Here is a 20,398-nt window from a genome sequence, read left to right as displayed (position 1 = left end):
CCTTTACATTTTCTCTAGCTATTATATAACAATTCTTATAATATTGTTATTTTGGAGCTATTATTCACTTCGCCGATGATATATCCATCACTAGATTGAATCACAGAATCTACATTATTTTTATCCACTACAAGCACCATTCCAACACCCATATTGAAAGTGCGGTAAAGCTCATTTTCTTCAACATATTTGCTTAAAAATCTAAAGATATTTTGTGATTTGATTGCTGATTTATCTATTGTAGCTCCTAAATCTTTATTTAGGATTCTAGGCACATTTTCGATTAATCCTCCACCTGTGATATGTGCTAGGGCGTTTATTTTGTCTTTTAATTTTTTATATGTTTTGACATATATTTTTGTTGGCTCTAGTAAAACATCTATGATTTTTTTATTATCTATTAAATCTTCAAAACCCATTTTAAGCTTATCAAAACAGATTTTTCTAACTAAAGAATAGCCATTTGAGTGGATTCCGCTACTTGGAAGTGCTATTAATACATCGCCTACTTTAACCTTAGTAGATTCTATATCTTCCCTCTCTGCTATGCCTACAGCAAACCCCGCTAAGTCAAAATCGTCCCCATTATACATTCCGGGCATTTCAGCACTCTCCCCACCTATAAGAGCACATTCTGCTTCCTTGCAGCCCTTTACAATGCCACTAATCACATCTAATGCGGAATCCTTATTTAACTTTGCCATTGCATAATAATCTAAAAAAAACATAGGCGTAGCGAAATTACAAATTAAGTCATTCACACACATTGCCACTAAGTCAATCCCAATGGTATCTAATCTCTTGCTATCTATCGCAAGTCTTAGCTTTGTTCCAACGCCATCAGTGCTACTTAAAATCACAGGATTTTTAAATCCACTAGGAATAGCATAAGCCCCAGCAAATGAGCCTATTCCGCCGATTACATTTTTATCAAAAGTGCTTTTTGCAAGTGGTTTTATTCTATCTACAAAAGCATTTCCTTCATCGATATTTACACCAGAATCTCTATAGCTAAGTTTATCCAAAATGCCAACCTTATTAAAAATATAAAAATTAGATTATATACAAGTATGGCTTAATAAGCTAGATAAATAAAATTTGCTCTCCTCTAGCAATATTAAAATACCACAATAGCCACAAATAATTATTTTATAAAATATGGGGAGATTTTTCGAATTTTTATGCTTTTTAGAGAATGCAAGATTTAGATTCACAAGATTCTAAACATAAATTAATTAGAATCTTAATTGCTAAAGCCTCCGGCAAAGTCCATCACACATACATTTTTATATTTTGGGTGCGTATTTACGCCAATTCCTACGACTTTATAATTATCATTATAGATATTTTTTCTATGTCCGCGGGTTGGCACACCATCATCGATGATTAAATCAACCACTATTTGATTTGCATTTGCACTCCCATAGTTGATATTTTCCCCAATTGTTTTTTGCCACTTGCCATTGCTCTCAATTCGGCTTTTCATAGTTGAGCCATCTTTTCCATTATGCCCCATCGCCCCTGTTTGGCTCTGCTCTTTGGCGAAGTCTTGGGCGGCTTTGCTTAAGCCCTTGCTTGGCTGAAGAGGGCTAACTGCTTTTTGTGCTTTTAGGGCATTTATTGCGTCATTTACCGCAGCTACGCCCTCGTTTGTCATCATATTCATATTGCCTTTTTTAATCATTTTGCCATTAAATTGCCCCACCATAGGCTCTAAATACTCCTTTGCAAAACGAGCTGGATTACTTCTAGCCTTATTTAGTTCAAAAATCACTTGCTTTTCTACTTCACTCAAATAAGGGGCATTTTTCGCCGTATTTAGCGAATCGTCCCACGCAAAAACACTAACACCAAATCCCAAAACAAAAGCCACAAATAGTAAAATCTTTTTCATATATTTCCTTTAATTTAAGATATATAACGATAGCGAAAAAATATAAAAATAGCCAATAATTTATTGGAATCTTTTGCATTTTCTACATTTCAATCGCTTCACATTTAGTAGATTACCACGCTTTTTTAATGGAATAAATATTCTTTTTTGGGATTTTAGTGCTACTTAAAATCTAAAATATTTTGGAGAATCAGGCAATAATTTTTTAATTTTTATTCTATTAAGAATAATTGATTTTATTTTAGAATCTATCCAAATCTTTCAATCAACAAAAGAAGGGATAAAATGCTAAAACTATCAAAAATATTCTACAAAAGTCTAAGCTTAGAAGAGGGCGAGAAAAAGCTCCTAATCTACTCCGTGCTTTTTATTTTCACGCTTTTTTTAAGCTACGCTTTGCTTCGCCCCATACGCGACGCTCTAGGCTTAAGTGGCGGAAGCGATGAGCTAAAGTGGCTCTTTTTAGGGACATTTATCGCTACGATTTTTGGTTCAATTATAGCCATGAATATCAGCGGAATTGTCAAGCGAAAGGTATATACAGATTGTATTTATATATTTTTCGCACTAAATCTCATCGGCTTTTTTGTGGCAATAAGCATTTTAAAGGAAGATTCTGCTGGGTATTTGAACCTATCGCGGATTTTTTACATCTGGGCGAGTGTGTTTAATATGTTTGTAATTAGCACGGCGTGGAGCTTACTCGCGGATATTTTCACAAAAGATAGAAGCAAACGGCTATTTGGCATTATCTCTGCTGGAGCGAGCTTGGGGAGTGTATGCGGTGCATTGGCGGTGAGTGCGTTAAATAAGCTAATTGGCATTAATAATTTTCTATTTATCTCCGTGTTATTACTAGTTCTCTCCATAATACTAAAAAATCTAATCATCAAAGAATCCGCCCAAATGCTAGAGGGAGCAGAGAGAGAGCTTCAAATCGAGCGTTTCAACAAACCCATTGGCTCGAAAAATCCATTCGTAGGATTTTCGCTAATAATCCACTCAAAATACCTCCTAGCCTTGCTTGGCTTTATCCTTTTGCTTACGAGTGTCAGCACATTTTTATATATGGAGCAGGCGCGAATCATCACAGCGACCTTCACCAGCCGAGCTGAGCGAGTGGCGGCGTTTGCAAATATCGATTTAATCGTGCAAATATCAAGCTTTATAATCCAAATTTTTCTAACTTCCAAAATCGCCCAGTTTTTCGGGCTGAAATCGCTTTTATCCATACTTGGATTTGTCATTGGGGTTGGCTTTGTTGTGCTTGTTTTTACGCACCCAGCGTTCTTACCAATGGTTATTGTGATGAGTATTAGGCGAGTTGGGGAGTATGCTTTGGTAAAGCCGGGGCGAGAAATGCTCTTTGTGCCACTAGATTCGGAATCTAAATACAAGGTCAAAAACTTTTTCGACACGGTGGTCTATCGTGGAGGCGATGCGTTGGGAGCACAAGTCGAGGGGGCGTTGGCGAAAATTAGCATTTCTTTAGTCTTGCTTGTAGGTGCTGGAATCTCCTTTATATGGGGAATCTTGGGGTATTTTTTAGGGAAAAACTATGAAAAAGGTAAATAGTGCGGCTTGGGAATTTAGATTCTATAAAGCGTGAGATTCACACATAAAAGGTGGTGGGCGGATACAACAAAAAGGCAATAACTTTAGGAATAGCTTAGCTACTGCGAAATCAAATCAAAAAGGAGATTTATATGAAACGACGAAAATTTTTAAAAAATCTAGGTGGCGGAATCTTGATATTAGGAAGTGGCGTAGTAAGTCAAGCGTGGGCAGATTCAAACGCTAAAGATAGAAATCCACACACAAATTCAAACGCGAAAGATAAGAATCAAAACGCGGATTCAAATGTGAATCCACGCACGAATAAAAAAGCGAATCCAAACGCGACTTCGCAAGATTCCACAGATTTACAAAAAGGAAAAAATATGCAGCAAACTTGGTATATCACCGCAGCAAGCGGAGGCTTTGGCTTGGAGCTAGCAAAATACGCACTTTCAAAGGGCGATAAAGTCGCTGGAACTTCAAGGAATCTAAAAAATATCATCGCCAAATTAGGTGCGGAGAGTGAGAATTTCTTGCCATTAGAGCTTAAATTTGACAAAAATATGGAATCTAATATGAAAGCGAACTTAGAGGCGATTAGAGAAAAATTTGGGCGGATTGATAATCTTGTAAATAACGCTGGGTATGGGCTTTTGGGCTTTGTTGAGGAAGTGAGTGAGGAGGATTTAAGGGCACAATTTGAGGTGAATGTTTTTGCACCATTTATCCTTACTCAAAATGCCTTGAAAATTATGCGCCCACAAGCTCTAAGCGAGGGAGGGAGCCAGAATAATATAAGGGCTAGAATCTTTAACATAAGCTCTATTGGCGGATTCCGCGCTTCTAGCGTCTCCACGCCATATTGCATGAGTAAATTTGCCCTATCTGCCCTTAGCGAGGGGCTTTTGCTGGACTTAGCCCCATTTGGAATCCACACCATAAATGTAATGCCCGGCGGATTTAGGACGGAATTTGTAGGCGAGAGTTTGCGGCTAGGCGATAGGGCGATTAGCGACTATGATAAGCGTCGCGAGGCGTTTTTGAGCCGCACAAAAAGCTACAACGGCAAACAAGCTGGGAATCCAGCTAAATTTGGCGAAGTGATTTTCAAAATCTCACGCATGGAAAAGCCACCATTTAGCCTATTTATGAGCGATTCAGCGTATAAAAGTGCGAGAAATAAGCTTGAATGGGTAAAAGAGGAAATGGAATCCACGCAAAGCTACGCTGGAGTGGCAATGGACTTTGCAGATTCCGCTGGAAGTGCGTTTGACGCGAGGTAAGGGAGGAATAAAATGTTAAAAAATGCATTTAAAATAATTTGGATTCTTGGGATTTTTGGCGGTTTAAGTCTTATAAATGCCAGTGAAAATATGGCGAAAAATACAAATGAGGTGAAAAATATGCGGATTCTAGTCTTAGGTGCGAGTGGGAGCTTGGGGGAGTATGTGATAAATGCGCTTAATAAAAATGGCGTGAATTTGCGACTTTTCTCACGCAATGCAAGTAAATTAGAGCGATACAAGGCACAAAACATTGAGATTTTTGAGGGTGATGCGAGGAATCTAGCCGACCTTAAAAATGCTCTAAAAGGCGTAGATGCAGTCTATGCCGGACTTGCCGGAGAGCTAGAAATAATGGCAAAAACGCTTATTCAAGCGATGAATGAAGTTGGCGTAAAAAGGCTAGTTTGGATAACTAGCTATGGCATTTATGGCGAGGCTGGGCGGAGCTTTTCCCCACCAAAAAGCTATGTGGAATCTGCCAAAATTATTGAAGATTCCACGCTGGATTATACGATTATCCGCCCGGGCTGGTTTAGCAGTGAGAATGAGATAAATTACGAGGTTACCTACAAGGGCGAGGCATTTAAAAACCCTGAGGCTAGAATCTCGCGTAAATCCATTGCAGATTTGGTTCGGCGATGTATTTTTGAGGATTTTGGAATCCGCCAAAGCCTAGGGATAAATCCAAAATAGCGATTTTGGGAATCTAAAATTAAAGGAGAAAAAATGAGAAAAATTATATCAAGCATAGCGATATTTACGCTACTGGGAGGAATTTTAATGGCAAATGATGTAAAGGATTTTAAGCAGCCTTTTAGTGCTGGGGAGGTCAATCCATATGGCAAGTTTTTTACCGGGATAACCTATCTAAATAGCCTAGATGACGGAGATAGTGGGCGAAAAGTAAGCATTGCAAATGTAACTTTTGAGCCTTGCGCTAGAACTGACTGGCATTATCACACCAAAGGTCAAGCACTCGTGGTAACTGCCGGAAGCGGAATCTACAAGAGCTGGGGAGGCAAGGCACGGATAATTGAGCCCGGCGATATTGTCAAAATAAACCCAAACGAAAAGCATTTTCACGCTGGGGGAGCGACTACTTGGATGGCACATTTGGCGATAATGGATTCAAATGATAACAAAACCATTTGGCTTGAAAAAGTGAGCGATGAGGAATACAAACAAGCACTAAAAGAGGCAACAAAACAGCCAAATAAATAGAATCTAGATTCTAAATTTAATTTAAAAGGAGAAAAAATGAAAGTTTTACTAATCAATGGCTCACCAAATAAAAAAGGCTCTACATTTACCGCCCTTAGCCACATGAGCGAGGTTTTTAAAAGCGAGGGCGTGGAGAGTGAGATTTATCACATCGGCAAAGAGCCAGTAGCACCTTGCAGGGCGTGTTATTCGTGTGCCAAGCTACAAAAATGCATTATTGAGGACAAGGTCAATGAATTTTTAGAATTTGCTATGGGATTTGACGGCTATGTTATCGGCTCACCAGTGCATTATGCTGGGGCGAGTGGGGGCGTCGTGCCGTTTTTACATAGGGTATTTTTGGTAAATCATATGGGGGCGCGAAATTGCTTCGAGCATAAACCAGCCACAGCGATTGTCTCTGCAAGGCGTGCTGGTGCGACTACCACGATAGACCAGCTAAATAAATACTTTCAAATAACCCAAATGCCAGTGGTATCTGGGCGATACTGGAATATGGTTCATGGCAATTCGCCAGATGAGGTTGTGAAAGATTTGGAGGGTATGCAAAACTTACGCTTTTTGGCTAGGAATTTTGCCTATCTTTTAAAATGCAAAGAGGCGGCTAAAAATGCTGGAATCTTGCCCCCAGAGCAAGAGGAAGTCATTTATACAAATTTTATACGAGATGGAATCTAGGCGAAATTCTAAGCGAAAAAGGGCGGTGGGCGGGAATCAAACAAATTTAAAGGAGAAGCATGGAATCTAAACGGCGAAATTTTATGAAAAATACAGCGAGATTCGCTGGGGTAATGGGAATGGCGAGTGTGGCTGGGCTTAGCCCACTTTTTGCGAGTGAAAACAAAGCAAGTGGCAAGTCAAGCGGAAAATCAAGCGGACAAGATTCGCTTACGAAATCAAATTCAAAAGGAGAAAAAATGAAATTCGTAACATTCAATAACGGCGTGAAAATGCCAATTTTAGGCTTTGGTGTGTATCAAATTGAGGACTTAAAAGAGTGCCAGAGGTGCGTAGAGGACGCAATCAGCGTGGGCTATCGCAGCATTGACACCGCTCAGGCGTATTTTAACGAAGAGGCAGTGGGAGCGGCGATAAAGAGTGCGATAAAAGGCGGCGTGAAAAGAGAGGATTTATTCATCACTACTAAGCTTTGGATTTCGCATATGAATGAAAAGGACGCATTCAAGGCGTTTGATACTCAGCTAAAAAAGCTGGGCTTAGACTACCTAGATTTATACCTTATCCACCAGCCATTTGGCGATGTTTATGGGGCGTGGCGAGCGATGAGTAAGCTCTATAAAGAGGGGAAAATCCGTGCAATTGGTGTGAGTAATTTTTACCCGGATAGAATCGTAGATTTCTGCCTAAATAACGAGGTAATTCCGGCGATAAATCAAATTGAAACTCATCCATTTTTACAGCAGCACGAGGCGCAAAAAATACTAAATGAATATAAGATTGCAACGCAGTCATGGGCGAGTTTTGCTGAGGGGCGAAATGATATGTTTAAAAATCCAACTCTATCAAAAATCGGTGCGAAATATAATAAAACCGTGGCGCAAGTGATACTTAGATGGCTCATACAACGAGATATTGTGGTGATTCCAAAGACCACGAGGAAAGCTAGAATGGAGGAGAATTTTGATGTGTTTGACTTTACGCTAGATTCTAGCGATATGGCGACTATAAGGGCGATGGATACGAATAAATCGCTGTTTTTAAGCCACCAAGATCCGGAGGCGGTGAAGTGGTTAATCAACGCACATAAGGGAAAATTATAGTTGGTGTGTTGTTTTGAATTTCTCAGCTTTGGGTATTCATTCGGGCGATTTTAGTGCTGGTGGCGTCGTCCAAAGTCTTATTCTTAGCCACCAGCACTAAAATCGCCCAAAGCAACACCGCAAATCTAAGGCAAATGTGGGCGTTTTGCAGATTTCAAATCGGCGGAATTTAGCATGTGGATTCGCATCGAATCATTGAGAAATTTCGCCTTGAAATTTGCAGCTAGACTGGGAGATTCCAAAATGCCTAGAGCGGAAGTATTTTACGATGATTTTTTGCAATCTCCCCTAAGGCTAGCCTAAAAGGGCTGCCGATAGGGGAGATTGTGAAAAAGCGCGTAAAAGACGACGCCCATATTAAGTTGAACTAAACAGAAATCAAAAAATAAAAAAAGGAGAAAAAAATGAGTAACATTCTAGTAGCATACTTTTCAGCAAGCGGCGTTACAAAAAAAGTAGCACAATCCATCGCCCAAGCCATAAACAAAAAGGGGATAAATGCAGATTTGCACGAGATTATCCCAGAGGCGATTTACAGCGCAAATGACCTAAACTGGCATAATGAGAAAAGTCGCAGTAGCGTGGAGATGAAAGACCCAAATTCACGCCCTAAAATCGCAAATTCTATTGATGTGAATCCATATGATGTGATTGTGCTGGGATTCCCTATTTGGTGGTATGTCGCCCCTAGGATTATCCAAACTTTTTTGGAAAGTGGCGATTTTAGCACTAAAAAGGTCGTGCTATTTGCCACATCAGGCGGAAGCGGAATGGGCGAGACCCAAAAAGTCTTAGAAAAAACTTGCAAGGCGAGTTTTAAAAATGGCGGTATTTTGGGCGGCTGGATTAGCGAAAATGATATTGAAAAATGGCTAAAAAGCCTAAATATTGGGATTTAGTAAAGAAATTTATTGCTTCGCAAATTTGGCAAGAAAACTTGGCTACACCTTATTTTACACTAAATTTACGCTGTAGCTAGGAAACTCGCTTCTATTCGTTTTATACGAAGCTATGTTGTATGTTTTTGAAAACAAGCGTAGCGAAGTTTCCTGTAAAACAAGCGAAGCAAAGTTTCTGTAAAACACATTTTCCTTGTCAAAGCTAAGGTTTGCTCTCATATTTTGTAATCGCCATAAAGAATTAGCTTCCTTGAAAGCAAATATTCCCATAAAACGAGCATGGCAAATTTCTAGTAAATGAATGAATCGAGTTTCCTCTCCAAATAGCTGGATTTATAGAATCTTAAGTGATTGATTTTGGGAATCTTATAAGATTTGGATTCTATTTAGATTCTTGGATTTTATTGATTATTTAATAAATATTAGATTCTATGATTTTAGGGAATCTTGATTGTTTAATGTTATTTTATAGCAATAAAATTTGGCTTTAAATAATATTGATTTCTATTATTTTAGATTCTGTATTTTTTCGCTTATAAGGGAACTACAAAAGAAAAACTTAGTAATATTTAAGTGATTTTTAAGCCATAAAATATAAAATCATATAAATTAATTTAGGAGCAATAAAATGGCTAAATCATTAAAAGTTATTTTAATTTTATTTCTTGGTTTGATTGTTACAGGAGTTATATTTGCGATTGTTTTTGATGATGTTTTTGAATATATGATTTTTAGAGATTCTACTCTTCATAGCTCGGCAGTTGGTATTGCACAATTTTTTTGGATGCTTGAATATAGATTGGAAAATATGTTTTATGATGTAGTTCGCTCTATATCGGCGATTCCATATGTTGAATTTATGATTATTGTTATTGCTGGGCTTATTTATATCATTCCTTCATTGATAGCGACGATAAAAGGACATAGTAAGCAGAACTACATTATAGGGCTTAATTTAATTGCTGGTTGGAGTATTATCGGCTGGATTGTGGCTTTAGTGTGGAGTATGAGGGACGAAAATAGTAATTTCGCCCTTGCTTAGATAATTCCTAAGATTTTAGAATCTCAGGAAAATAAAGGTTAATGTCGTCGAAATATTCCGCTCTCTCGTCGCTATCTTGCGTATTGTGTGGCACGAACTTCGCGGATTACATTGACTTTTATTTCGCCGGGATATTGCAAGTTTAACTCGATTTCTTTGGCAATATCTCTTGCCATAATAATTGCTTCTTTGTCATCTATTTGGTCAGATTTAACTATTATTCGTATCTCTCGTCCCGCATTTATCGCATATGCTTGTTTTACTCCAAGTTTATTTGTAGCGATTTTTTCTAGATTCTGCACTCGTTTTAGGAAATTCTCTAACACTTCTCGCCTAGCACCCGGACGAGCTCCAGATATGGCATCAGCAGCACAAACAGCCGCTGCTTCAATACTTTTTGGTTCTTCGTTTCCGTGATGAGCTAGAATTGCATTTGCAACAACGGGATGCTCTTTGTATTTTCGTGCCAAATCATATCCTATGCTTACATGATTTCCGCCCATTTCGTGCGTCAATGCCTTGCCAATGTCATGCAATAATCCCGCTCTTTTTGCTAAAACCTCATCACCATCTAATTCCCCTGCAATAAGCCCAGATAAATGTGCGACCTCGATGGAGTGGAAAAGTGCATTTTGACCGAAACTAGCCCTATATTTCATCTTGCCAATTAATTTTTTTAGTTCTGTTTGCATATATCCAAGTCCTAAGTCTAAAATTACATTTTCTCCCTCGCTTAGGATATTTTGCTCCATTTCACTTTCGCATTTTTTATATATTTCTTCAATTCTAGCTGGGTGGATTCTGCCATCTTCTATAAGTAGATTTATCGTATTTAACGCTATTGCACGACGATATAGATTGAAACTACTTAGGGTTATAGTATTTGGCGTATCATCGATTAGTATATCAACCCCAGTTATCATTTCAAGTGTTTTGATATTTCGTCCGTCCTTGCCGATAATGCGACCTTTCATATCATCATCTGGGAGATTTACGACATTTATGAGCTTCTCGGCACTATATTCCCCTGCGTAGCGAGAAGTTGCAAGTGCGATTATATAGTTTGCTTTTCGCTTAGAATCTTCCTTTGCCTCTTGTTCGTATCGGCGGATTAGATTCGCCTTTTCAATCTTTAGATTATCTTCTAGATGCACTAAAAGCATACTTTTTGCTTCATCAAGAGATAAAGAAGTATAATTTGTAAGTGCAGCAACTAGGGCATTTTGCTTTTCTTTATATTTATGCTTTAATTCATCAATAGTGTTCTGTGAGCGAATAAGCTCGTTTCGCTCTATTGAGATGGACTTTTTTTCCTCATCTAATTTCTGTATTTTCTGCTCTAATACAATCTCTTTTTTTTCTAAATGTAAGGTTTTTTCCTCGAATTCTTTAAATAATTTATATGTTTCTTTTTCGTATTTTTTTCTTAATTCGATTTCTTCTTCTTTTAGTTTTATCTTTTGATTTTGAAATTTTATTTCAGCTTCTTTTTCTATCGCCGTAGCTTTAATTTTAGCTTGTTCTATTGCAATATTTTGCTTTGATACATAAACTCTTCTTGTTATAAGATATACTAAAGCACCTGAAAATACCCCACTTAGTATAAACCCAAGAATTATCAATAAAGTCATAATTTCCTCTTCTTGTTCTAGTGTAATTTGCTATTACCATATCACCAACAATATCATAATTATCGGTGATTCTAACATTAGCAAAATTTAAGATTCTGCTAACAAAAATATTAAAAGGTTTTGCTTTAAGATTAGCGTAGAATCTATCATACATTCCCCTACCAAAACCAACTCGCCCAAAATAAATATCAATACCCAAAATAGGCACTATTGCTAAATCTATTTTATTAAAATTTATAAATGTTGAATTATAAGATTCGCAAATATTGTATTTATTTTTTCTTAATGGTAGCCTAAAAGGGACAATTTTAAAAGTATCATTTACTATAAAAGGCGTAAAAAGATTGATTTTTTTGATTTTACGAAGCGATTTTATAAGCGGAAATATATCTACTTCGTGTTTCATAGGTAAGTAAATAAGGATATTTTTCGCATTTCTTTTATGTATTTCATTTTCTATTATTTTGCAAATCTTTTTATCACTAAAAATCTGCTTTTTTTTATCTAACGAAAAAAGTCGCTCTTTTGCAAGTTTTCTAAAATTTTTTTTTAAATGTTTCATAGGTTTTTTTATTATTGTTGAAATATTTTGTTTGTTATAATAGCAATGTTTTAATTTTTATACTAGGATTTTTTTTGAAAAAGATATTTTATATATTACTAATGCTCTATATTCCCCTAATGTCTGCTCAAATAGAAAGTAGATTGATTATTACAATACCAAAGCAAGATAGCCAAACTCTAAAGATTCCAGCTCTTAATCTAAAAGTTGGTGAAAGTGGAATAATCACACGAGAAATAAAAGACAATGAATTTATACTAGGAAATGCCATCGTAGATAGTATAGATGATGAGGGCATAGCTAGTTTGAAAGTAACACCATTTGAAGCGATGAAAGAGCGATATATGCCCACTCCTTTAGGAATCCCACAGGAAGGAGATAAGATAATATTTAGAATCTTATATGATAGGGCGACTATAATTGCACCAAATCAAAGCACATACCAAGATATTTTAGATAGCAATAAAAATATTGATTTTATTCACGCTGATATTTTTGTATCTTATCTAGCAGACAATGACGAAAATATGCCAAATATCAATGATTTTAAAAGATTTTGTGATAAATTTAATGTAGGATTGATTTTTATTGCACAAGAAAATGATGTTTCTATACTAGATTGCCAAAGTTTCAAAGTTATAGCAAAAGATTCTATATCGCTTAAAGATTCCACACAGAAAAGACCATTTTTTACGCGACTAAGCGATGAAACTATAAATGAGCTATTTAATATAGAAAAAATGCAAGATTACAATAGCTATTATAAGAATCTTATAGAATCTCAAAATAAGGCAAATAAATGACCTTTAAGGAGCCAAAATGCCAGATTTTAAACATTTAGCAACAATCGTGGGAGCGGAGAATTATTTCGATGATGAAGCACATTTGAACGCCTATTGTTATGATGCCACAAGGGAGCGATATAAGCCTAGTTGCGTGGTTTTCCCACGAAGTGAGAGCGATATTTCTCAAATCCTAAAATATTGCAACGAACATAAAATCCCAATTACCCCAAGGGGAGCTGGGAGTGGCTTTACCGGTGGGGCTTTGCCAAAAGAAGCGGGGGTCATTCTAGCACTTGAAAAGCACCTAAATAAAATCCTAGAAATCGATAAAAAAAATATGATAGCTCGAGTGCAACCAGCCGTGGTAAATAAGCACTTGCAAAATGCCGTTGAGAGCGAGGGGCTATTCTATCCGCCAGACCCCGCAAGTCAGGACTACAGCACAATTGGCGGTAATGTGAGCGAGAATGCCGGAGGAATGCGTGCGGCAAAATACGGCATTACGCGAGACTTCGTAATGGCACTTCGAGCGGTGTTGCCAAATGGCGAGATAATCCGTGCTGGGAAAAAGACCATAAAAGATGTCGCTGGGTATAACACAATGGGAATTTTAATCGCTAGTGAGGGGACTTTGGCGGTGATTACGGAGATAACTTTAAAGTTGCTCTCCAAGCCCAAATTGAAGCAATCGGCGTTGGGGATTTTTGATTCGATAAATTCGGCTATGGAGGCGGTTTATCAAACGATGTCAAGCGGTGTAACGCCCGTGGCAATGGAGTTTTTAGATAATCTAAGCATAAAAGCAGTGGAGGAGAAATACAAAAAAGGTTTGCCGGTGGAGGCTGGAGCGATTTTGATAACGGAAGTTGATGGGAATCTTCCTAGCGAGATAGATTATCAATTAGAGCAGATTGAGCGGATTTTTAGGGAGAACTCTTGCAAGGAGTTTAAAGTTGCTAAAAATGCCAAGGAGGCGGAGGATATTTGGTTTGCAAGGCGGAATGTAAGCCAGTGCATAAATATTTATGGTTCTAAAAAGCTAAATGAAGATATTACCGTGCCACGGGCTTCGCTACCGGATTTACTAGCAAAAATTAGCGAAATTGCGAAAAAATATAATGTGGTTGTGCCGTGCTTCGGGCATACTGGCGATGGCAATGTGCATACAAATGTGATGATAGATGGAGAGAATGCCGCCCAGCTTGAAATAGGACACAAGGCAATCACAGAGATTTTCAAAGCCACGATTGAGCTTGGAGGCACGCTAAGTGGGGAGCACGGCATAGGGCTATCTAAAGCACCTTTTATGAATCTAGCATTTAGCAAGGCAGAAATGGAGCTTTTCCGCTCTATAAAAAGGGCATTTGACCCAAATAATATCCTAAACCCCGGCAAAATGGGGCTATAAGTTTCTAGCCTTGAGAATATAAGATTCCAAGAGATTTTATAATATAAAATATATCAAATAAATCTTATAGATTCTAAAAATAGATGAGTTAATATCAAGAAATATTATTTTCTTAAAGCCAATAAAATAAGCTTAAAATACCTATTAAGAATCTTTAAAGATTCTTAATAAACCTATTGAACTTCTAAAAATACCGGCGTTGTAATATCTCTTGATACATTATTGTAGTCTTTCTGTGCATCACTACGACTAGCATAAGGACCTACTAAATATCTTGTTATAACTTTTGAATTTATCATAATCTCTTGCACTCTATAGCTATATTTATTAATATTATCCATAAATGTTTTATTTGGCGTTTTGCTAAATGCCCCAACTTGTAGATAATATCCGCTTTCAGCTATATCTCCATTATTTCCCCTAAAGGCACTAGAAGCAGTTGTTCTATTGCTTGTTGTTGTGGCAGTTGCTACTCGTGGTTGCGATGAAATTACAGGTTTTGTTGCTTGTTGTGCTTTACTTGGCATCGTAGCTTTTGCACTTTCAGTAGGAGTAACAGGGGCTACAGGGGCAGTAGGCGGAGTTTGAGATTCGCTACTTTGTTGTCTTGCTTTTATCTCTTTAACTATTTTTTCAAATTGGTCTTCCTCGTTATTCACCGGAACATTATCAAATGAGCTATCAGGCAAAGCTGGATTGACATTTTCTGTGCCTATTATGATAGTTTCTTCCTCTTCTTTACTTCCAGTCATACTTAGAGCGATTACCACAATAGCAATAACTAATACAATAATAGCAGCTATCAATAAAATTAATTTTTTAGTTTGCTTTGCTCTACTATCCTCACCACCTATTAATATATCATTTAATTCTCTTTTGTCGTCCATTTCTACACCTCTCTTTAAAATTTAATCACATATATTTTGACCAAGATGCTCCGCGTTCTTTTGCATAAATATCATATGGTAAAACCAAAATATTAAAGCTAGGAGGCACCTCATCAGTAGGAAATACTTTCCATTGTTTTGGGGCTAAATGTTCTAGTTTTAAACTTATGGTCTTGGCTAATAATTTAGCTTCTTCCAAACTAGTATGTCCTTTATGAATATAAATATGTAAATGACCTTTTGTCTTCGACCGATAAGCCGTAAAATTTAAGTATCCCTCTTCTCTAAGCAATAATTGTGCCTTATGATAGAATATATCGTCATTTATGCCATTATAATCAATAACAATATTTTCAACTTTATTATTTTTAATAATATCGTGTGCTACTATGATTTCATTTGCAAAATGTTTTTCAATAATATTTAAGCCTAGCATAGAATCCACTCTCTTAAATCTATCAAAAAATACCCTGCCATTGTGATTAATCTGCATTGTAACATCATTTATTTTTTGGAAATAATGACTTGTGTCTATTTTTATTAATTTTAAATCCATCGAGGTCAAAATATCGCCTTTTCGTAGATTCTAAAATTAGAGCTAAATTCCTTAATTTCTTGCTTGATTTTGGCGTGGAGATTCTTATCCTCGATATTATCTAGCACATCGCAGATTTTATTTGCAATCCACTCGAATTCCTTTTCTTTCATACCACGACTTGTAAGTGCTGGAGAGCCGATTCTTAGTCCACTTGTTACAAATGGGCTTCGTGTGTCGCCCGGAACCATATTTTTATTCGCCGTAATCCCCGCACTCTCTAGGGCTGTATCGGCGTCTTTCCCGCTAAATGGCTTATTTATTAGGCTCATTAAAACTAGGTGATTATCTGTCCCACCACTTACGATATCATAGCCCCTTTTTATGAAAACCTGCCCTAGAATCTTGGCATTTGCCTTGACTTGCTTTGCGTATGTTTTCCACTCTGGCTTTAGATTTTCAGCAAATCCCACGGCTTTTGCGGCAATTACATTCATCAAAGGTCCGCCTTGGGCTCCCGGAAAAACGGCTTTATTGATTTTTGCGGCGATTTCCTCGTCATTGGTTAAAATTATCCCGCCTCTAGGACCTCGAAGCGTCTTGTGCGTGGTGGTGCTAACGACATGGCAATATGGGAAAGGGTTAGGATACTCACCAGCTGCGACTAGTCCTGCTACATGGGCGATATCGCCAAATAAAATCGCCTTATTTTTATCGGCAATCTCACGCAATCGCTTAAAGTCCAGCTCCCTACTATAAGCCGAAAAGCCGCACACAAGGATATTTGGCTTAACCACATCGGCGTATTCCTCGAGTTTATCGTAGTTTATTCGCCCATCGATTTCAACACCATAAAAAAAGCTTTGGTAAATCTGCCCTGTTTGGCTGACTTTCGCCCCGTGTGTGAGATGTCCGCCGTGATTTAGGTGCATTCCTAGAATCTTATCATATGGCTTGATTAGTGCGGAGTAAACTGGGCTATTTGCTTGGCTTCCGGAGTGTGGCTGGACATTTGCAAACTCACATCTAAAAAGCTTTTTTGCCCGCTCAATTGCGATTTGCTCGACCTCATCGACAAACTCACAGCCCCCATAATATCGCTTCTTTGGGTAGCCCTCGGCATATTTATTCGTTAGCACCGTGCCAAGAGCCTCCATAACGGCTGGAAATGTGAAGTTCTCACTTGCAATCATCTCCAAATAATCGCTCTGTCGCTCCCATTCCTTTTGTATTAAATCAAAAATCGCCTTATCTTCTTTTTCTAAATAGCTCATTTATGCTCCTTATTTTTTGGTGGATTCCGCTTTGGATTCTGCGGATTCCGCATTCGCATTAGATTCCCCAGATTCTACATTAAATTCATTTTTTTGTGGCTTCATCGCTGGGAATAAAATCACATCTTTTATGCTTTTTTCCCCAGAGAGCAACATTACAAGCCTATCAATGCCTATGCCTTGTCCCGCCACAGGGGGCATTCCATAGCCTAACGCCCAGAGATAGTCCTCGTCCATATATTGCGCTTCCTCATCGCCTTTTTCCTTTTCTGCCACTTGGCTTTTAAATCGCTCCATTTGGTCTAGCGGGTCGTTTAGCTCGCTAAATCCATTGGCAATCTCCTTGCCACCGATGAAAAGCTCGAATCTATCAGCGATATTTGGATTCTTATCATTTTTCCGCGCTAGGGGGCTAATCTCAATTGGAAAGTCATAGATAAAAGTTGGTGCAATAAGCTTAGATTCCACGAAATTATCAAATGCAATGCCTAGAATCTTGCCATAATTTAGATTTTTTTCAACCTCAATTTTTTGCGATTTCAGGAAAGATTCTAGCTTTTCTTTATTTTCAATTATATCTTGCGGGATTCCGCCGATTGAATGCAAAGAATCTTTATATGACATCTTATTAAATTGATTAAAATCAATTTCGTTTTCGCCCCATTTTAGCACTTTTGGAAGCTTTAGAGAATCTAGCAAATAAGAAAAAAGCTCGATAGTTAAATCCATTAAATCATTATAATTTTTATACGCCCAATAGAACTCAATCATCGTAAATTCGGGGTTATGCGAGTGGTCGATACCCTCATTTCTAAAGCTACGATTTATCTCAAACACGCTTTCAAACCCGCCCACAATGAGCCGTTTCAAATACAGCTCAGGGGCAATGCGTAAATATCGCTCGACATTTAGGGCGTTGTGGTGGGTGATAAATGGCTTTGCATTCGCACCGCCCGGGATTGGGTGGAGCATTGGCGTTTCGACCTCCAAAAATCCCTTATTTTCAAAAAACCGCCGAAGTAGACTTATAACCTTACTTCGTAGCCTAAAAACTCCCCTCACATCGCTATTCATAATCATATCCAAATATCGTTGGCGATAGCGAAGCTCAATGTCAACAAGCCCGTGAAACTTCTCTGGCAAGGGGATAATGGACTTGGTTAGAATCTTAAAACTCATCGCATGCAAGCTTAGTTGATTGGTTTTTGTCTTAAACGGATAGCCAGAAATATTTACGATGTCTCCCACTTCCAAAGTCTTTTTTACTGCCTCAAACTCGCTCTCTAGGTCGTTTTTAGAGATATAAACCTGCAAGATCCCGCTCTCATCTTCGATATCCATAAATGCGGCTTTCCCCATAAGGCGGATTAGCTTGACCCGCCCAGCCACGCACTCTCTAATAGAATTAATGCTAGAATCTTCCCTCGCACTCGCAGAATCTGGGGCGTTTTGATATTTTTCTAAAAAATCCGCGTTTAAAATAGTTTTTTTGGCGTTGTTATCATATGGATTCCCCCCGCTCTCACGGATATTTTCCGCCTTTTGGATTCGCTGTTGGATATAGATATTTGAAAACAATCTTGCTCCTTATTGATTATTTTGTAATGTTTCTTGCATCTCTTGCAAACCGTCATTAATACTTTGTGTAGTTTTTTCTTTCACATCACTTACAAAATCGGTTTTGACGATAAAATTGCCAACCTTAATCATCACTGGATAGCAAAAGCTAGAATCTTGTAATTTAGCAGTGAAATTTGATAGAAAATTCATCTTAGAAAATGTAAAAAGTATAATTGATAGCACTAAAAATATCTTGATTCCAGCTACAAAAACACCTAAGAATCTATCAGCTTGACCTAATTTTATAAACTTTGCAAATCTTACAATAACTTCCGCTAATACTAAAGCTGCAATCCAAATCAAAGCTAAGATAATCATAAATCCAATTAGATTCAATAAAGTAGTGCTTTGTAACTTTATAAAAGAGTTTATCCAAGCACCAAATTCAATATTATATCTCGAAGCAACCAAAACGCCACCCACTATCCCTATAGTTGAGCAAACCTCGCGGATAAACCCACTAAATAAGCCTTTTAGTGCGAGTATAATAACGATTGCTACGATAATAATGTCAAAGTAATCTGGAAATTCCATTATAGATTCTTCCTTATAAAGTATTAGAATAAAAAATAGTGATTTTACTAGAATTATAAAATTCTACGGTAATATTTTGCATTATTTTAACCTAAAGGAACTTAATTAAATATGTTTAAGAAAATAATACTTTTTCTAAAGAAATGTGAGGGAAATGAGCAAGATTCGCCAAAACAACATATCTTTAATACGAAAAATAAAATAAATTATATACTAAAAAATTGGCTTTTAGTTCCATTTATACTTGCATTTATTTTTAGCTTTCCAATTTATATTAATATTCTTACTTATGGAAAAGGTGTTTATTTTCCATATATAAACTCTATTTTTGCACTTATTTCAGTATTTGTTTTTATAAATATTGATAAAAAATTTAGATTTATGTTTGGCTTTTTTGTTGGAATCCTGTGGTTTTATTGGACGGGACTTAGCTTTAGATTCACAAATAATCCATATTTTGTGTATGTAGCAATTATTGGGGTTGGGATTGGATATGCTATTTTATTATGGTTTGCATTATTGTTTAATAATAAAATATTTAGAGCTATAACACTAAGCCTAGTTGGGTATGTTGTGATTTTTGGATTTGATTGGTTTGTGCCAGATGCGATGTTTGCATTTAGTATTTTTAAGGTTGATAAGATTTCATTTGTAATAATTGTAACGATAATTACGATAATAAGCATTAAACAACTACGATTTTTTCGATTTTTTGCTATTTTGTTATTAATATTTGCTGTAGATTTCAACACAAAAGAAGCATCGTTACCACAAGCAAAAATAGATATTACACAAACAAACATATCGCAAAATATAAAATGGAATACGGAAAGTTTTAATAGGATTGTCGAATATAATATCAAACTCATACAAAATGCAATAAATAATAAATATGATATTGTTGTTTTGCCAGAAACAGCATTTCCATTTCTTCTAAATACCCCAGAAAACACATATATATTAGAACGATTATTTGATTTGAGCCATCATATTGTAATTATAGTAGGAGCACAAAGATACGATGATTTTGGCTATTATAATACCACTTATGTTTTTAGAGATGGTATATATGAGTTTGCAGATAAGGTTTTTTTAGCACCATTTGGTGAATATATGCCAATACCTATATTTTTAGCCGACGCATTTTCAAAGATTTCTGGGATAGCATATGCTACATTTGATATAACTACCGTAAAACCAAAAAATATAAATGCTGGAAGCGTTGTTTTTAGAAATGCGATTTGTTACGAAGCTACAACTAGAAAGATATATGAAGATAATCCAAAATACATTGTTTTAATAAGCAATAATGCGTGGTTTAAGCCAAGTATCGAGCCAGTGTTACAAATGATGTTAATAAAATACTATGCAAGAATATATAAAACAATAGTTTTCCACTCCGCAAATGGCACAAAAAGTGGAATCATCACACCAAATACCAGCTTAAAATTTTATGTTAAAGGGGCTTATAGTAAATGAGAT

General features: G+C 36.9%; 21 protein-coding genes. 11 read left to right on the top strand and 10 right to left on the bottom strand.

The window, feature by feature from the left end; translation table 11 throughout:
- Positions 1 to 35 precede the first annotated feature (35 nt).
- Together purM and CCY99_RS03780 are read right to left on the bottom strand one after the other, a co-directional pair.
- Complete coding sequence (gene purM / locus CCY99_RS03785; RefSeq protein WP_112060077.1) at positions 36 to 1,025, bottom strand: phosphoribosylformylglycinamidine cyclo-ligase; 990 nt, start codon at positions 1,023 to 1,025, stop codon at positions 36 to 38.
- A 218-nt stretch (positions 1,026 to 1,243) separates the two neighbouring features.
- Positions 1,244 to 1,894: a CAP domain-containing protein gene (locus CCY99_RS03780; RefSeq protein ID WP_112060076.1), complete on the bottom strand. Its 651-nt coding sequence runs from the start codon at positions 1,892 to 1,894 to the stop codon at positions 1,244 to 1,246.
- Positions 1,895 to 2,179: 285 nt separating this feature from the next.
- On the opposite strand from CCY99_RS03780, the gene CCY99_RS03775 reads away from it, so the two are divergent.
- The 7 genes from CCY99_RS03775 to CCY99_RS03745 all read left to right on the top strand — a co-directional run bounded on the left by CCY99_RS03775 (position 2,180) and on the right by CCY99_RS03745 (position 8,638).
- Complete coding sequence (locus CCY99_RS03775; RefSeq protein WP_112060075.1) at positions 2,180 to 3,469, top strand: MFS transporter; 1,290 nt, start codon at positions 2,180 to 2,182, stop codon at positions 3,467 to 3,469.
- Between the two features lie 131 nt (positions 3,470 to 3,600).
- Positions 3,601 to 4,734, top strand: a complete 1,134-nt coding sequence (locus CCY99_RS03770) for an SDR family oxidoreductase (protein ID WP_112060074.1) — start codon at positions 3,601 to 3,603, stop codon at positions 4,732 to 4,734.
- A gap of 12 nt (positions 4,735 to 4,746) precedes the next feature.
- Positions 4,747 to 5,430: an NAD(P)H-binding protein gene (locus CCY99_RS03765; RefSeq protein WP_258443320.1), complete on the top strand. Its 684-nt coding sequence runs from the start codon at positions 4,747 to 4,749 to the stop codon at positions 5,428 to 5,430.
- Positions 5,431 to 5,463: 33 nt separating this feature from the next.
- Positions 5,464 to 5,958, top strand: coding sequence for a cupin domain-containing protein (locus CCY99_RS03760; protein ID WP_112060073.1), 495 nt, complete (start codon positions 5,464 to 5,466; stop codon positions 5,956 to 5,958).
- A 36-nt stretch (positions 5,959 to 5,994) separates the two neighbouring features.
- A complete protein-coding gene (locus tag CCY99_RS03755; RefSeq protein ID WP_112060072.1) occupies positions 5,995 to 6,636 on the top strand; it encodes a flavodoxin family protein in 642 nt (213 codons plus the stop codon).
- Positions 6,637 to 6,875: 239 nt separating this feature from the next.
- A complete protein-coding gene (locus CCY99_RS03750; protein WP_112060117.1) occupies positions 6,876 to 7,739 on the top strand; it encodes an aldo/keto reductase in 864 nt (287 codons plus the stop codon).
- A 404-nt stretch (positions 7,740 to 8,143) separates the two neighbouring features.
- Positions 8,144 to 8,638, top strand: a complete 495-nt coding sequence (locus CCY99_RS03745) for a flavodoxin (RefSeq protein ID WP_112060071.1) — start codon at positions 8,144 to 8,146, stop codon at positions 8,636 to 8,638.
- A 54-nt stretch (positions 8,639 to 8,692) separates the two neighbouring features.
- Here the strand turns inward: CCY99_RS03745 and CCY99_RS09525 are convergent, their stop codons facing one another.
- Complete coding sequence (locus CCY99_RS09525) at positions 8,693 to 8,857, bottom strand: hypothetical protein (RefSeq protein ID WP_181646825.1); 165 nt, start codon at positions 8,855 to 8,857, stop codon at positions 8,693 to 8,695.
- 409 nt (positions 8,858 to 9,266) lie between these two features.
- Here CCY99_RS09525 and CCY99_RS03740 point away from each other — a divergent pair, with 409 nt between their 5' ends.
- Positions 9,267 to 9,680: a superinfection immunity protein gene (locus tag CCY99_RS03740; RefSeq protein WP_112060070.1), complete on the top strand. Its 414-nt coding sequence runs from the start codon at positions 9,267 to 9,269 to the stop codon at positions 9,678 to 9,680.
- 71 nt (positions 9,681 to 9,751) lie between these two features.
- Here the strand turns inward: CCY99_RS03740 and rny are convergent, their stop codons facing one another.
- A complete protein-coding gene (rny, locus tag CCY99_RS03735) occupies positions 9,752 to 11,311 on the bottom strand; it encodes a ribonuclease Y (protein WP_112060069.1) in 1,560 nt (519 codons plus the stop codon).
- Entirely contained in the window at positions 11,193 to 11,873 is a 681-nt protein-coding gene (locus tag CCY99_RS03730; protein WP_112060068.1) for a 5-formyltetrahydrofolate cyclo-ligase, read from the bottom strand. The genes rny and CCY99_RS03730 overlap by 119 nt, the downstream gene beginning before the upstream one ends.
- Positions 11,874 to 11,947: 74 nt before the next feature.
- Between CCY99_RS03730 and CCY99_RS03725 the strand changes: the two genes are divergently transcribed.
- Both CCY99_RS03725 and glcD read left to right on the top strand, forming a co-directional pair.
- Positions 11,948 to 12,676 (top strand): plasminogen-binding N-terminal domain-containing protein, encoded by a 729-nt coding sequence (locus CCY99_RS03725; RefSeq protein ID WP_112060067.1) that lies wholly within the window; start codon positions 11,948 to 11,950, stop codon positions 12,674 to 12,676.
- Positions 12,677 to 12,692: 16 nt separating this feature from the next.
- The gene (gene glcD / locus CCY99_RS03720) at positions 12,693 to 14,066 is read left to right on the top strand and encodes a glycolate oxidase subunit GlcD (protein ID WP_112060066.1); all 1,374 of its coding nucleotides are present in this window, start codon (positions 12,693 to 12,695) and stop codon (positions 14,064 to 14,066) included.
- A gap of 173 nt (positions 14,067 to 14,239) precedes the next feature.
- Here the strand turns inward: glcD and CCY99_RS03715 are convergent, their stop codons facing one another.
- From CCY99_RS03715 to CCY99_RS03695, 5 genes are read right to left on the bottom strand one after another with little or no spacing between them, the layout of a single operon-like run.
- Positions 14,240 to 14,953 (bottom strand): SPOR domain-containing protein, encoded by a 714-nt coding sequence (locus tag CCY99_RS03715; RefSeq protein WP_112060065.1) that lies wholly within the window; start codon positions 14,951 to 14,953, stop codon positions 14,240 to 14,242.
- 25 nt (positions 14,954 to 14,978) lie between these two features.
- A complete protein-coding gene (locus CCY99_RS03710) occupies positions 14,979 to 15,518 on the bottom strand; it encodes a DUF1882 domain-containing protein (protein WP_112060064.1) in 540 nt (179 codons plus the stop codon).
- Positions 15,515 to 16,762, bottom strand: a complete 1,248-nt coding sequence (locus CCY99_RS03705) for a serine hydroxymethyltransferase (protein WP_112060063.1) — start codon at positions 16,760 to 16,762, stop codon at positions 15,515 to 15,517. The genes CCY99_RS03710 and CCY99_RS03705 overlap by 4 nt, the downstream gene beginning before the upstream one ends.
- Before the next feature lie 9 nt (positions 16,763 to 16,771).
- On the bottom strand, positions 16,772 to 18,340 hold the full coding sequence (lysS, locus tag CCY99_RS03700; protein ID WP_112060062.1) for a lysine--tRNA ligase: 1,569 nt from the start codon (positions 18,338 to 18,340) through the stop codon (positions 16,772 to 16,774).
- A 9-nt stretch (positions 18,341 to 18,349) separates the two neighbouring features.
- The gene (locus CCY99_RS03695; RefSeq protein ID WP_112060061.1) at positions 18,350 to 18,916 is read right to left on the bottom strand and encodes a CvpA family protein; all 567 of its coding nucleotides are present in this window, start codon (positions 18,914 to 18,916) and stop codon (positions 18,350 to 18,352) included.
- 111 nt (positions 18,917 to 19,027) lie between these two features.
- Here CCY99_RS03695 and lnt point away from each other — a divergent pair, with 111 nt between their 5' ends.
- Positions 19,028 to 20,395 (top strand): apolipoprotein N-acyltransferase, encoded by a 1,368-nt coding sequence (gene lnt / locus CCY99_RS03690; RefSeq protein ID WP_112060060.1) that lies wholly within the window; start codon positions 19,028 to 19,030, stop codon positions 20,393 to 20,395.
- Positions 20,396 to 20,398: the final 3 nt, after the last annotated feature.

This window comes from Helicobacter sp. 16-1353, from assembly GCF_003288815.1.
In the GTDB taxonomy this organism is placed as follows: Bacteria; Campylobacterota; Campylobacteria; order Campylobacterales; family Helicobacteraceae; genus NHYM01.
Note: the sequence above shows the minus strand (reverse complement) of the source record. Positions and strands in the feature narration are given on the sequence as shown.